The following is a 14,259-nucleotide window of genomic DNA, read 5'->3' on the forward strand; positions in this document are numbered from 1 at the left end:
GAGCGGCTGCAGGAGATTGCCGCCGATCCGGTGCTGGTGGACAAGAACGTCCGCACCCTGCCCACGGTGAAGCCGTCCGAGGGCGTCGGCGTCGTCGAGGCGCCGCGCGGGACGCTGATCCACCACTACAAGACCGACGAGCGCGGCGTGATCACGATGGCGAACCTGATCGTCGCGACCCAGGGCAACGCTGCCCGGATGGCGATGGGCGTGGAGAAGGCCGCCAAGGGCCTGATCTCGGGCAAGCAGGTCTCGGAGGGGCTGCTGAACATGGTCGAAATGGCGTTCCGCGCCTACGACCCGTGCCTGGGCTGCGCGACCCACAGCCTGCTGGGGGAAATGCCGCTCGAGGTCACCATCCGCGATCCCGAGGGCGAAGTGCTGCAGGTCGTGAGGCGGGACTAGGCAGTAGCGGTGTAAGAGGGTGTAAGGGTGTGGGGTGTAGGCGTAGGGTCACGGCGGCGGGAGTGGGGGATCGAACGTGGCGGCAGACGGGACGGCCGAGCGCGTCGTCGTCGTCGGGCTGGGCAACCCGCTCCTGACCGATGACGCCGTCGGCGTGCGCGCCGCCGAGATCCTGGCGGAGCGGCTGGCCGCCACCCCGGTGGACGTGGTGCAGAGCGCTTGGGGCGGAATGCGCTTCGTGGACCTGCTGGCCGGTTACGATCGCGCCATCATCGTGGACGCGATCGAGTGGCGGCGGGGCCCCCCGGGCACCATCTACCGCCTCACCCCCGACGAAGCCATCCCGACCCTCCGGGCGGTCTCCTACCACGACGTCAGCCTGGGCACCGCCCTGGCCCTGGGCCGCACGCTCGACATCCCGCTGCCCACCGAGACCGTCTTTTTCGCCGTCGAAGCCCAGGAAACCCGCATGTTCGGCGAACAACTGACCCCTGCCGTTCGGGCAGCGCTGCCGGAGCTGGTCCGGCGCGTCGAGGCACAGCTAATGCAGTGGAAAGTGCTCGGGGTTCAGACATGCACGAAGCAGGCATCGCCCAGAACCTGATCGAGGCAGTCCAGCAGCGGCTCGCCTCCGAACCCGGCGCCCGCGTCGCGGCGATCCACGTCCGCGTCGGGGAGCTGTCCGGCGTCTCGACCGATGCCCTCGACTTCGCCTTCGAGTGCCTCGCGGCCTCGACTCCCCTGAGCGGTGCCAGGCTGGTGTTCGATCCGGTGCCGCTGGTGGTGGCGTGCGACGCGTGCGGGCAGGAGAGCCCGGTCGAGGATCTCGTCTTCCGCTGCGGCGTGTGCGGCTCGGAGCGCACCCGGATCGTGAGCGGGCGGGAGCTGGAGGTGCGGACGCTGGAGCTGGAGGACGAGACCGAGGTGGCGCATGCACGAGATTGACGTCAAGGCGGGGCTGCTGGCGCCGAACGACGCGGTGGCGCGCGAGAACCGGCACCTGTTGGCGGAGCACGGGATCTACGCGGTGAACCTGATGAGCGCCCCCGGGTCGGGGAAGACGTCGCTGCTGGAGCGCGTGCTGCCGGCGCTGGCCGTGCACCACCGGGTGGGCGTGGTCGAGGGCGACATCGTGGGCAGCTGTGACAAGGACCGGCTGGACCGGTTCGGCGGCCCCGTGCACCAGATCAACACGGGCGCCGCCTGTCACCTCGACGCGCGGATGGTGCACCACGTCCTGCATCACCTCGCGGAGGACGGCTGCGACGTGGTGGTGATCGAGAACGTGGGGAACCTGGTGTGTCCCGCGGAATTCGATCTCGGCGAGGACGACGCGGTGATGCTGCTCTCGGTGACGGAGGGGCACGACAAGCCCAAGAAGTACCCGCTGATGTTCCGGCGGGCCGATCTCGTCGTGGTGAACAAGGTGGACCTGCTGGACCGGACCGACTTCGATCCGCGCGCGGCCGCGCTCGCGGTGCACGACGTGCATCCCGGCGTCGCGATCGTGTCGACGTCGTGCCGGACCGGGGAGGGCGTCGGGGACGTGGTGGCCTGGCTCGAGCGGCGGATCGCGGCGAAGCACGCGGCGCGGCCGGCCTCCTCGGGGGTCGAGGCGCGGTGAGCGCACTCCTGGCGCCCCTCGCGCCGCGGCCGCTCGCCGCGCGCATCGTCGTCACGGGGGCGGTGCAGGGCACCGGATTTCGGCCGTTCATCTTCCGGCTGGCCGTGTCGCTGGGGCTGGCGGGGTCGGTGCGCAACACCTCGTACGGCGTGGTGATCGAGGTGGAGGGCCCGGAGGAGCGGGTGACCGAGCTGGCCCGCCGGCTGGAGGGCGAGGCGCCCCCGGCGGCGGTCGTGCGACGGGTCGACGTGGCGTGGGTGGAGCCGCAGGGGGCGGAGCGGTTCGCGATTCTCGAGAGCGAGACCGGCCCCGAGCCGGTGGTGGCGATGCTGCCCGATCTCGCCACGTGTCCCGACTGCCTGCGGGAGCTGAACGATCCGGACGATCGCCGCTACCGCTACCCCTTCCTCAACTGCACCGCGTGCGGCCCGCGGCTCTCGATCATCGAGGGGCTGCCCTACGACCGGCCGCTGACGGTGATGCGCGCGTTCGCCCTGTGTCCGGACTGCGCGGCCGAGTACGACGACCCGCGGGACCGGCGCTTCCACGCGCAGCCGGTGGCGTGCCCGCGGTGCGGCCCGCGCCTCGCGTTCGAGGGCCGGGACCGCGACGCGCCGCCCGGCGCGACCTACCCGCTCGAGGCGGCGGCCGCGGTCGTGCGCTCCGGCCGGATCCTCGCGCTCAAGGGGCTCGGTGGCTACCAGCTGATCGTGGACGCGCGCGACGGCGCCGCGGTGGCGCGGCTCCGGGCGCGCAAGGGGCGGGAAGCGAAGCCGTTCGCGGTGATGTTCCCGAGCCTCGACGCGGTGCGCCGCGCGGCCCGCGTCGGCGAGCGGGAGGCGGAACTGCTGACCTCGCCGTCGGCCCCGATCCTGCTGCTGCCGCTGGTGGACCGCGGCGCGGTGTCGCCGGAGACGGCGCCCGGCCTGCGCTCGGTGGGCGCGATGCTGCCGTACTCCCCGCTGCACCACCTCCTGCTCGCCCGGCTCGGGTTCCCGGTGGTGTGCACCAGCGGGAACTTCTCCGAGGAGCCGATGGCCGTCGAGGCGGACGACGCGCGCGCGCGGCTGGGCTCGATCGCGGACGCGTTCCTGCATCACGACCGCCCGGTCGCCCGCCACGTGGACGACTCCGTGGCCCGGGTGGTGGACGGCGAGCTGCTGGTCATCCGGCGCGCGCGAGGCTTCGCGCCGTTGCCGGTGGCGGTCACCGGCGACCTGCCCACGGTGCGCGCGCTCGGCGGCCACCTCAAGAACACCGTGGCCTGGAGCCAGCACGGGCAGATCGTCGCGAGCCAGCACATCGGTGATCTGGACCACCGGCTGTCGCTCGAGGCGCTCGGGCGCACCGTCCGGGACTACGAGCGCCTGTACGCGCTGCGCCCGGTGGCCGTCGCCTGCGATCTCCATCCCGACTACGCGACGACGCGCCTCGCCGAGGCGAGCGGGTTGCCGGTGATCCGGGTGCAGCACCACCACGCCCACGTCGCCGCGGCGATGGCCGAGCACGATCTCGCGGGCGAGGTGCTGGGCGTCGCGTGGGACGGCACGGGCCTCGGCACCGACGGCACGATCTGGGGCGGGGAGTTCCTCCGCGCCTCGGCCACCGGCTTCGTGAGGGTGGCGCGCCTGGCGACCTTCCGGCTTCCCGGCGGGGAGGCGGCGGCGCGCCAGCCGTGGCGGTCGGCCCTGGGCGTGCTGCACGAGACGATGGGCGAGGAGCTGTGGACGCTCGACCTGGCGCCGGTGGCGGAGGCGCGCGGCCGCCGCGAGGTCCTCGAGTCCCTGTTCCGGTCCCCGGGCGACGCGGTCCGCACCTCGAGCGCGGGCCGGCTGTTCGACGCGGTCGCGTCGCTGCTCGGCCTGCGCCAGGAGTCGCGGTACGAGGCCCAGGCGGCGATGCTGCTCGAGCAGATCGCCGCCCCGGTCACGGCGGGCGCGTACCCGTTCACGCTGCGCGAGGCGCCGGGCGGGACGGGCGACGCGCTCGTGGAGCTGGACTGGCGGCCCGTGGTGCGGGGACTGCTCGCCGATCTCGGTCGCGGCACCGCGGCCCCGGTGGTCGCCGGGCGGTTCCACCTGACGATGGCCCGGATGATCGGCGCCGCGGCCGAGTGGCTGGGCGTGAGCCGGGTGGTGCTCACCGGCGGCTGCTTCCAGAACGCCGCGCTGCTCTCGCTCGCCGCGCGGGAGCTGCGGGCCCGCCGGCTCACCGTGGTGGCGCACTGCCGCGTGCCGCCCAACGACGGCGGCCTGGCGATCGGGCAGGCCATGGTGGCGGCGCACCAGCTCCTCGAAGGCGGAGGGTAGCCGCATGTGCCTCGGCATCCCGGGCGAGATCCTCGAGACCCATGCCGGACCGGGCGGGCTCCGCTACGGCACCGTGCGGTTCGGCGGGGCGAGCCGCGACGTGTGCCTGGAGTACGTGCCCGAAGCCGCCGTCGGCGACTACGTGATCGTGCACGTGGGCCTGGCGCTGAGCCGGATCGCGCCCGAGGACGCCGAGGAGACCTTCCGGTACCTCGAGGAGATGCAGGAGCTGGCCGGACTGGACGGCGAGATGCAGGCGATCGAACGGTCGGAGGTGCCGTGAGGTACCTCGACGAGTACCGCGACGGGTCGGCGGCGCAGCGATACGCCGAGACCCTGCGCGCGATCGTCACCCGCCCCTGGACCCTGATGGAGGTGTGCGGCGGCCAGACGCACGCGATCGTGCGCTACGGCATCGACGAGATGCTGCCGCCCGGCGTCACGCTGGTGCACGGGCCCGGCTGCCCGGTCTGCGTCACGCCGGTGGACATCCTCGATCGCGCGTTCCGGATGGCCCGCCGGCCGGGGGTCGTGTTCACCTCGTTCGGGGACATGCTCCGGGTGCCGGGCACGAGCGACGACCTGCTGCACGTTCGGGCCGAGGGCGGCGACGTGCGCGTGGTCTACTCGCCGCTCGACGCCGTCGCGATCGCCGAGCGGGAGCCGGAACGCCAGGTGGTCTTCTTCGCGGTGGGTTTCGAGACCACGGCGCCGGCCAATGCTATGGCGGTCCAGCTCGCCGCGCGGAAGGGGCTGCGGAACTTCAGCCTCCTCGTGGCCCAGGTGCGGGTCCCTCCCGCGCTCGAGGCCATCCTGGCGGAGCCGGAGTGCCGGGTGCAGGCGTTCCTCGCCGCCGGCCACGTGTGCACGGTGATGGGCACGGCGGAGTACCGGCCGCTGGTCGAGCGGCACCGGGTGCCCGTGGTGGTGACGGGCTTCGAGCCGCTGGACCTGCTGCAGGGCGTGGCGATGGCGGTGCGCCAGCTGGAGGAGGGCCGCCACGAGGTGGAGATCCAGTACGCGCGGGTGGTGCGGCCGGACGGCAACGCGGTCGCGCGCCGCGCGATCGAGGAGGTCTTCGAGGTCACGGACCGCACCTGGCGCGGCCTCGGCCCGATCCCGCGCAGCGGGCTGGGCCTGAACGCGCGGTACGCCGAGTTCGACGCGGAGCGCCGGTTCCCGGACCACTCGCCGGCGGCCCGGGAGGACCCGGACTGCCGCGCCGGCCTGGTGCTGCAGGGGCGGCTCCGGCCGCAGGAGTGCCCCGCGTTCGGCACGCGGTGCACGCCGGAGCACCCGCTGGGTGCGCCGATGGTCTCCTCCGAGGGGGCGTGCGCGGCCTACTGGCTGTACCGCCGGCGGCGGGCCGCCGGCGCGGCGGCGACGGCGGTGGCGGGCTGATGGGCGGCGAGCTGGCGTGCCCGGTTCCGCTGCCCGCCGGCGGCCGCATCCTGCTCGCGCACGGCGGGGGCGGACGGCTGACGCGCGAGCTGGTGGAGCGGCTGTTCGTCCCGGCGTTCCGGAACGACGCGCTGGCGGCGCTGCACGATGCCGCCGTGTTCGACACGCCGGCCGCGAAGCTCGCGTTCACCACCGACAGCTTCGTGGTGCATCCGATGTTCTTCCCGGGCGGCGACGTCGGCACGCTGGCGGTGAACGGCACGGTCAACGACCTCGCGATGAGCGGCGCGCGGCCGCTGTATCTCAGCCTCGGGTTCATCCTCGAGGAAGGGCTGGCCATGGACGACCTGGCCCGCATCGTCGCGTCGATCGAGCGGGCCGCGCGCGAGGCGGGCGTCGTGGTGGTGGCGGGCGACACCAAGGTCGTCGAGCGCGGCAAGGGCGACGGCGTCTACATCACCAGCGCGGGCGTCGGCGCGGTGGTGGCGCGCCGGCCCGTGGCGCCGACGGAGGTGCGCCCCGGTGACGCGGTGCTGGTGAGCGGGACGATCGGCCAGCACGGCGTCGCGGTGATGGCGGTGCGCGACGGCCTCGCGTTCAGCTCCCCGATCGTCAGCGACTGCGCCAGCGTGGCCGCCCCGGCGCTCGCGCTGGTCGAGGCCGGCCTCGCCGTGCACTGCCTCCGCGACCCCACCCGCGGCGGCGTGGCGACGGTGCTGAACGAGATCGCGACCCAGGCCGCGTGCGAGATCTCGGTGCACGAGAGCGCGGTGCCGGTCGGCGAGGACGTGGCGGGCGCGTGCGAGGTGCTGGGCCTGGACCCGCTGTACGTGGCGTGCGAGGGGCGCTTCATCGCGTTCGTCGCGGCCGGCGACGCGGACGCGGCCCTGGTGCTGCTCCGCGCGCGGCCCGACACCGCGGCCGCTGCTCGCATCGGCACCGTGGCCGCCGGGGGCACGCCGGGGCTGGTGACGCTGAAGACGCGCGCCGGCGGCGAGCGGGTGCTGGACCTGCTGTCCGGGGAGCAGTTGCCGAGGATCTGTTAGCCGGTTGTGGGTTGTGGGTGGCAGGTGGTGGGACGTCGAGGCCGCGGTCGCGGCCTCTTCCTTAACCCAGGGTCTGCAACCCACCGACGGTCCGCTGCCCCCCTTTCGCCCGGCTCGGCGTCTCGACATCATCCACGGCCCCATGCCCACCGCCACGGCCGTCCCCGCCATCCGCTGTACCGGCCTCCACAAGCGCTACAAGGACGTGGTCGCCGTCTCGGGCCTCGACCTCGAGGTGCGTGCGGGCGAGTGCTTCGGCCTGCTGGGCCCCAACGGCGCCGGCAAGACCACCACGGTCGAGATGCTGGAGGGGCTGGTCCCCCCGGACGGCGGCGACATCCAGGTGCTGGGAATGCGGTGGGGGCACGACGAGCACGCGCTACGCGAGCGGCTGGGCGTCGCCCTCCAGGAGACGCGGCTCGCCGACCGGCTCAAGGTCGCCGAGGTGATCCGTTTGTTCCGCAGCTTCTACCGCCGCGGACGGACCGTCGAGCAGGTGCTCGAGGTCGTGGAGCTTGGCGAGAAGCGGGACGCCTGGGTGGAGAAGCTGTCGGGCGGCCAGCGTCAGCGCCTGGCGATCGCGTGCGCGCTGGTGGGCGATCCCGACATGCTGTTCCTGGACGAGCCGACCACGGGGCTGGACCCGCAGTCCCGGCGCCAGCTGTGGGACGTGGTGGCTGCGTTCAAGCGGCAGGGCGGGACCGTCGTGCTCACGACCCACTACATGGAAGAAGCGGAGCGGCTGTGCGACCGCGTGGCGGTGATGGATCACGGGCGGGTCATCGCCCTGGGCACGCCGCGGGAGCTGATCGCGTCGCTCGGCGCGGAGGAGGTGGTGGAGTTCGCCCTTCGCGACGGCGCGCCGGCGCCGGCCGAGGCGGTGCTGGCGGCCCTGCCGGGCGTGAAGGCCGTGCGCCGCGACGGACCGCGGTACGTCCTGACCGTGAGCGAGGTCCACCGCGCCGTGCCGGGGCTGCTGGGCGAGCTGCAGCGCCGTGACGTCGAGATGACGGAGCTGGTGACGCATCACGCGACGCTCGAGGACCTGTTCCTGAGTCTGACGGGGAGGCACCTGAGAGACGAGTGAGAAGTGAGAAGTGAGGGGTGAGAGGTTCAGGTGAGAAGTGAGAAGTGAGAAGTGGGAAGTGAACTGCGTGAGAAGTGAGGGAAGGGATGAGTGCAGTCGGTTCCGACAGCCCGCTGTGGCAACTGACGCTCGCCCGCTTCCGGGAGCAGCTCCGGCAGCCGGAGGTGCTCTTCTGGGTGTTCGCCTTTCCGCTGCTGCTGGCGGTGGCGCTGGGGCTCGCGTTCCGGAACCGGCCGCCGGAGGTGACCCGGGTCGGGATCGAGGCCGGGCCGGGCGCGGACTCCCTGGCGGCGCTGCTGGGTGCGGGCCGCGGCATCCAGGCCACCGTGCTGCCGGCGCCGCGCGCGGCCGAGCAGCTGCGCAAGGGCGGCATCGCGCTCGTGATCGTGCCGGGCGAGCCCATCGTGTACCGGTACGACTCGACGCGGGCCGAGAGCCGCACCGCCCGCCTGGTGGCCGACGACGCGCTGCAGCGCGCCCTGGGGCGCACGGACGTGCGGCGGGTCGCCGACCAGAGGGTGATGCAGAAGGGCTCGCGCTACATCGACTTCCTGATCCCGGGCCTGCTCGGCCTCAACCTCATGGGCACCGGCATGTGGGGCATGGGCTACGCAGTCGTGGACGCCCGCAAGCGCCGGCTCATCAAGCGGCTGCTCGCCTCGCCGATGCGCCGCAGCGAGTACCTGCTGTCGTTCATCGCGGCGCGCCTGGTGATGCTCGGGCCGGAGGTCGCGCTGCTCCTGGGCTTCGGCGCCCTCGTCTTCGGCGTCCCGTTCCGCGGCTCGGTGCTCACGCTCGCCGCGCTGGTGCTGATCGGCGCCATGTGCTTCGCGGGCCTCGGCCTGCTCACGGCCAGCCGGGCACGGACCGTCGAGATGGTGTCGGGGCTGATGAACCTGATCATGCTGCCGATGTGGGTGCTGTCGGGCGTGTTCTTCTCGTCGTCGAACTTCCCGGCGGCGATGCAGCCGCTGATCAAGGCGCTGCCCCTGACCGCGCTGAACGACGCCCTGCGCGCCGTCATCCTCGACGGCGCCTCGCTGGCGGCCGTCGCCGGACCGACCGCCGTCTGCGCAGCCTGGGGCGCAGTCGCGTTCGCCGTCGCCCTCAAGATCTTCCGCTGGCTGTGATCCGGGAGCCGCATCGCACGGACGGACCGGCCTGCGCATATTCCCTCCTTCACCGAAGCGTCGGAGTCTGAATGGCCAGTCCGCTCCTCGCGCTGCTCGCCGCCCTGCAGGCCTCCGCGCCGCACCAGCAGCCCCTGCCGCGGCTGGTGGTGCACATCACCATCGACCAGTTCCGGGCCGACTACCTGGAGCGCTGGCGCGCCCAGCTCACGGGCGGCCTGGCGCGGCTGCTGGAGCGCGGCGCGGTGTTCACCGACGCGTACCAGGATCACGCGATGGCGGAGACGGCGCCCGGCCACGCCACGGTGCTGTCCGGGCGCAACCCGCGGTCCACCGGCATCGTCCGCAACGCCTTCGGGGTCACGGACAACAACGAGACCGGGGAGCTGCTCGACGTGACCGGGCCCGGTGCGTCGCCGTGGCGATTCCGCGGGACGGCGCTGTTCGACTGGATGCAGGCCCGCTGGCCCGGCGCCCGGGCGCTCTCGGTCTCGCGCAAGGACCGTGGCGCGATCCTCCCGATCGGCCGCGCGCGCCAGCAGGCGTACTGGTACCAGTCCGGCCAGTTCACGACCAGCCGGTACTACGCGGACTCGCTGCCCAAGTGGGTGCGCGACTTCAACGCGGGGCTGCTGCCGGCCCGCGCCCCGGGCAGGCGCTGGGACCTGCTGCTCGACCCGTCGGCCTACGCCGAGCCCGACTCGATGGACTACGAGAACGGCGGCAAGGACGTCGTCTTCCCGCACGTCCTGCCGCCGGACACGACGGCGGCGGCGGATGCCTTCATCGCGACCCCGTGGATGGACTCGCTGACGCTGGCCCTGGCCCTGAACGGCGTGGTGCAACTCCACCTCGGGTCCGGCGGGCACCCCGATCTCCTGGCCGTCAGCCTGTCGGCGACCGACTACATCGGGCACGCCTTCGGGCCCGACTCGCGGGAGATCCACGACCAGGTGCTCCACGTCGACCGCTACCTCGGCGCGTTCCTCGACTCGCTCGACCGCCTGTTCGGGCGCGACGGCTACGTCGTCTCGGTGACCGCCGACCACGGCATGACGTCGTACCCGGAATACGCGAACCGCCACGGCACGCCGGGGGCGCAGTGGCTGAACCCGTCTGGGCTGATCCGCGCCGACAGCGTGGCGCTGGCCCAGCAGCTCGGGCCGCACCGGTGGATCCGCTTCTTCGAGCTGGGCCTGCTGGTGGTGGACCGCCCGGGGCTCGTCGCGCACGGCGTGGCGGTGGACGCCCTGGTGCACCTGATCGCGAACGAGATGCGGCAGGCGCCCCAGGTCCTGCGGGTCGATACGCCCGAGACCCTCGCGGCCGCGGACACGGCGACGGACGCCGTCGCCCGACGGTGGAGGAACGCGATCCCGCCCGACCTCCCGGCCGCGTTGATGGTGACGCTGAAGCCGCACATGGTGTGGGGGAGCGGGGGCGAGGCCCAACACGGGCAGCCCAGCGACGACGACACCCACGTGCCCCTCGTCATCGCCGGTCCCGGCGTGCGGCCCGGGCGGTACGCGCAGCGCGTGCAGGTGGCGGATCTTGCGCCGACGCTGGCGCGACTGGTCGGGGTCGAGCCGCTCGAGAAGCTGGATGGGCGGGTGTTGGTCGAGGCACTCGACAGGTGAAGCGCGAGAGGCGCGAGGTGAGAAGTGAGCGGTTCAGGTGAGAGGTGAGAGGGGGAAAGGCGTGAGGGGTGCGCGCGCGCTGCTCGGGGGCGGCCGTGCCGGGACGAGCTGCGCCCTCTCCCTTCGACCTCTCACGGCTCACTCGAACCTCGCGTGCCTCACGTCTCACCGCTCACCGGCGGGGTGGGAAGGGGTGGGGCGATGAGAGCCATCGTGATTTCCGCTGCGGGAGGGCCGGAGGTTCTCCAATTGCGCGACGTGCCCACGCCGCGACCGGCGGCCGGCGAGGTGCAGGTGCGGGTGCGCGCGGCCGGGGTCAACCGCGCGGACGTCCTGCAGCGGCAGGGGCACTACCCGCCGCCTCCGGGCGCGCCGGGCGACATCCCCGGGCTCGAGTACGCCGGTGAGGTGGCGGCCCTGGGCGCCGGCGCCAGGGCCTGGAAGGTGGGCGACCGCGTCATGGGGCTCGTGCCGGCGGGCGGGTACGCGGAGGCGGTGACGGTCAACGAGGCGGTGGCGATGCCGGTGCCGTCGGCGTGGACGTTCGAGGAGGCGGCGGCGGTCCCCGAAGCGTTCATCACCGCCTACGATGCCCTGTTCCGCCAGATGGGCCTCAGGTCCGGCGAGCGGGTGCTCATCCACGCCGTCGGGAGCGGCGTCGGCACGGCGGCCCTGCAGCTGGCGAAGGCGTTCGGCGCGCGCACGTTCGGCACCTCGCGCAGCGCGGCGAAGCTCGCGCGGGCGACCGCCCTCGGCCTGGAGGTGGCGATCGACACCTCCAAGGCCGATTTCGCCGAGGTCGTCAAGCAGCGCACGGCGGGCGAGGGCGTGGACGTCGTGTTCGACCTGGTGGGCGGCCCGGTGCTGGCCGGGAGCATCCAGGCCCTGGCCCGCGGGGGCCGGATGATCGTCGTGGGCCTCACCGGGGGGCGAAGCGCGACCATCGACCTGGGCATGCTGCTCAGCAAGCGCCTCACGCTGGTGGGCACGGTGTTGCGGGCGCGCACGCTGGAGGAGAAGATCGGCGTCACCTCGCGTTTCGCGGCCGAGGTGCTGCCCCTCCTGGAGGGCGGGATCGTGCGGCCGGTGGTGGAGCGCAGCTTCCCGCTCGCGGACGCGGCCGAGGCGCACCGCGTGCTGGAGTCCGACGCGGTCTTCGGGAAGCTGGTGCTGCTCTGCGACCAGGCGAACGGGTAGCGAGCCCGGGCAGTCGGAGGCGTCCATGGCAGGCTCCAAGCTGTCGGCCAAGGCGAGCGAGATCGTCGAGTACCTCGAGACCGTCCTCAAGGAGGCGGAGCACTTCGGCGTGCTCGTGGAGCAGTACGCGGCCGCCAAAAAGGGCGGCGAGATGTACGCGGCCCAGCTGTCGCGCGAGTTGGGCCACCTGCGCCAGAAGACGATGGCGCGCAACCTCGGCTTCATCGCCGACTCCGCCGGCCAGCTGGCGGTGATGGCCTCGCGGGGCGGCAGCCCGATGATGAAGGCCCGGATGCTGCGGGACGCCGTGGTGGCGTTCAGGGGACTGATCGAGCGCACCCTCAAGGGGACGATCACGGCGGACGAGAACGACCAGAAGGAGAAGACGTTCCTGGCCGAGAAGGAGCGGAAGACGCAGGCCGAGCACGTCAGGGCGCGGGTGCTGGCGGAGGAGGCGAGGGAGGCGGCGAAGGACGCAGTGGTGCAGGCGCCGCCGGCGGGTGCGCCCGGCGTCGCGCCGGCGTCCAGACCGCCCGCGGGCGCGGGCCAGCCCGGCGCGCCGGCCCCGGCCCCGGGGCCGTCGGCCCCGTCCCGCTCCGCGGCGCCGGCCGCCCCGCAGCCCGCGGCCGCGCGGCCCGGCGCCCAGACTCCGCCGCCCGCGCCGGCCGCGGCGCCCGCGGCGGCTCCGGCCCAGCCGAAGGCGGCGGAGCCGACCCCGGCCAAGCCGCAGCCCTAGCCCCGGAGAGGGAGAGGCATGGCGACGCTCGACAAGTTCATCGAGGTGATGTTCCAGCAGGGCGCCGCGCACATGCGTCTCGCCAGCGGCGCCGCGGTCATGCTGAGCGTGGAGGGCGCCGAGCGGCCGGTGACGCGGGACCTGCTCACGAAGGCCAAGATCATGGCGCTGGTGCGGGAGATCGCGCCGGAGGGGATGAAGGACCACCTGGAGGCCGAATCGCGCATGGCCTTCGGCTACGCCCTGGACGGCGGGCGCGTGGACGTGGAGATCGTCCACATGGGCGACGACATCGCGGTCACGATCGGGCCGGCCAGGCCGCGCCGCTCGAGCGCGGCCATCTCGATGCCGATGGAGGCCCGCGCGCCCGCGGCGCCGGCTCCCGGCCCGGGGCCGAGGCGCGAGGCGCCGGCCGGGGGCGGCGAGGCGGCGGCCGGGGCCGAGGAGCGGATCCAGGACCTGCTGCGCCGGCTGGTCGAGTCCGGCTCGTCGGACCTGCACCTCCGCGTCGGCGAGCCTCCCATCACCCGGAAGGCGGGCGTGATGGCCCGGACCGAGGGGCAGGAGCCGCTCACGGTCGAGGAGATGGAGGCGCTGGTCTTCTCGATCATGCCGGAGCGCAACCGCCGGGAGTTCGCCGAGAGCAACGACACCGACTTCGCGTACGAGATCCTCGACCTGGCGCGGTTCCGCTGCAACGTGCTCCGCGACCGCCGGGGGCCGGCGGCGGTGTTCCGCGTGATCCCCACCCGGGTGCAGACCGCGGAGGAGCTGGGCCTGTCGGAGGAGATCCAGAAGCTCTGTTTCCTGACCAAGGGCCTGGTGCTGGTCACCGGGCCGACGGGATCCGGCAAGTCCACCACGCTCGCGGCGATGATCGACCTCATCAACCGCAAGCGCACGGATCACATCATCACGATCGAGGACCCGATCGAGTTCGTGCACTCGAGCAAGAGCTGCGTGGTCACCCAGCGGCAGGTGGCGCTGCACACGGAGTCCTTCAAGCGGGCCCTGCGGGCGGCGCTGCGGGAGGATCCCGACATCGTCCTGGTGGGCGAGATGCGCGACCTCGAGACGGTGGCGATCGCGATCGAGACGGCGGAGACGGGCCACCTGGTCTTCGGCACACTCCACACCACCACGGCGGCGTCCACGGTGGACCGGATCATCGACCAGTTCCCCGCGGACCGCCAGAGCCAGATCCGGGTGATGCTCTCCGAATCGCTGAAGGGCGTGGTCGCTCAGATCCTGTGCAAGAAGATCGGCGGCGGGCGCGTGGCGGTGCGCGAGATCCTGCTGGCGATCCCGGCCATTTCGAACCTCATCCGCGAGGGCAAGACCTTCCAGATCCCGTCGATGATCCAGACCAACAAGAAGCTGGGGATGGTGACGCTCAACGACGCGCTGCTGGAGGTCGTGGACAAGAAGCTGGTCGAGCCCGCCGAGGCGTACATGAAGGCGGCGGACAAGTCGGGCCTCGAGGGGATGATGAAGGCCAGGGGGTATGATCTGGGGTTTCTGAAGACGATGCAGGCGTGAGAGGTGAGAGGTTCAAGTGAGAGGTGAGAAGGGAAGGGCGTGAGACGTGAGAGGCGGGAAGGGTGAGAAGAACGGCGTGAGAGGGGACTCACCTCTCACGCCGTTCGCTTCCCACCCCTCACCTCTCACTGCTCACTTGAACCTCTCA

At 72.9% G+C, this 14,259-nt stretch carries 14 protein-coding genes; all 14 read left to right on the plus strand.

What is annotated here, in order from left to right; genetic code table 11:
- The coding region (locus VMF70_13690; protein HTT69070.1) for a nickel-dependent hydrogenase large subunit at positions 1-405 on the plus strand (405 nt) is incomplete at its 5' end.
- Positions 406-481: 76 nt separating this feature from the next.
- Positions 482-1,009, plus strand: coding sequence for a hydrogenase maturation protease (locus tag VMF70_13695; protein HTT69071.1), 528 nt, complete (start codon positions 482-484; stop codon positions 1,007-1,009).
- A complete protein-coding gene (locus tag VMF70_13700) occupies positions 979-1,350 on the plus strand; it encodes a hydrogenase maturation nickel metallochaperone HypA (GenBank protein ID HTT69072.1) in 372 nt (123 codons plus the stop codon). The genes VMF70_13695 and VMF70_13700 overlap by 31 nt, the downstream gene beginning before the upstream one ends.
- Positions 1,337-2,029 carry a hydrogenase nickel incorporation protein HypB gene (gene hypB, locus VMF70_13705; GenBank protein HTT69073.1) on the plus strand — a complete coding sequence of 231 codons (693 nt, stop codon included), beginning with the start codon at positions 1,337-1,339 and terminating at the stop codon, positions 2,027-2,029. The genes VMF70_13700 and hypB overlap by 14 nt, the downstream gene beginning before the upstream one ends.
- Entirely contained in the window at positions 2,026-4,338 is a 2,313-nt protein-coding gene (gene hypF, locus VMF70_13710) for a carbamoyltransferase HypF (GenBank protein ID HTT69074.1), read from the plus strand. Before hypB ends, hypF begins: the two co-directional genes overlap by 4 nt.
- Before the next feature lie 4 nt (positions 4,339-4,342).
- Entirely contained in the window at positions 4,343-4,621 is a 279-nt protein-coding gene (locus VMF70_13715) for a HypC/HybG/HupF family hydrogenase formation chaperone (GenBank protein ID HTT69075.1), read from the plus strand.
- Complete coding sequence (hypD, locus tag VMF70_13720; GenBank protein HTT69076.1) at positions 4,618-5,739, plus strand: hydrogenase formation protein HypD; 1,122 nt, start codon at positions 4,618-4,620, stop codon at positions 5,737-5,739. The genes VMF70_13715 and hypD overlap by 4 nt, the downstream gene beginning before the upstream one ends.
- Entirely contained in the window at positions 5,739-6,785 is a 1,047-nt protein-coding gene (gene hypE / locus VMF70_13725; protein HTT69077.1) for a hydrogenase expression/formation protein HypE, read from the plus strand. The genes hypD and hypE overlap by 1 nt, the downstream gene beginning before the upstream one ends.
- A gap of 142 nt (positions 6,786-6,927) precedes the next feature.
- The gene (locus VMF70_13730; protein ID HTT69078.1) at positions 6,928-7,872 is read left to right on the plus strand and encodes an ABC transporter ATP-binding protein; all 945 of its coding nucleotides are present in this window, start codon (positions 6,928-6,930) and stop codon (positions 7,870-7,872) included.
- An 86-nt stretch (positions 7,873-7,958) separates the two neighbouring features.
- Positions 7,959-9,002: an ABC transporter permease gene (locus VMF70_13735; protein ID HTT69079.1), complete on the plus strand. Its 1,044-nt coding sequence runs from the start codon at positions 7,959-7,961 to the stop codon at positions 9,000-9,002.
- A gap of 71 nt (positions 9,003-9,073) precedes the next feature.
- Positions 9,074-10,639 (plus strand): alkaline phosphatase family protein, encoded by a 1,566-nt coding sequence (locus VMF70_13740; protein HTT69080.1) that lies wholly within the window; start codon positions 9,074-9,076, stop codon positions 10,637-10,639.
- Between the two features lie 201 nt (positions 10,640-10,840).
- Positions 10,841-11,836: an NAD(P)H-quinone oxidoreductase gene (locus tag VMF70_13745; GenBank protein ID HTT69081.1), complete on the plus strand. Its 996-nt coding sequence runs from the start codon at positions 10,841-10,843 to the stop codon at positions 11,834-11,836.
- Between the two features lie 25 nt (positions 11,837-11,861).
- Positions 11,862-12,572 (plus strand): hypothetical protein, encoded by a 711-nt coding sequence (locus tag VMF70_13750; GenBank protein ID HTT69082.1) that lies wholly within the window; start codon positions 11,862-11,864, stop codon positions 12,570-12,572.
- An 18-nt stretch (positions 12,573-12,590) separates the two neighbouring features.
- Positions 12,591-14,111 (plus strand): type IV pilus twitching motility protein PilT, encoded by a 1,521-nt coding sequence (locus VMF70_13755; GenBank protein ID HTT69083.1) that lies wholly within the window; start codon positions 12,591-12,593, stop codon positions 14,109-14,111.
- Positions 14,112-14,259: the final 148 nt, after the last annotated feature.

The sequence above is a fragment of the Gemmatimonadales bacterium genome, assembly GCA_035502185.1.
Classification (GTDB): Bacteria; Gemmatimonadota; Gemmatimonadetes; order Gemmatimonadales; family JACORV01; genus Fen-1245.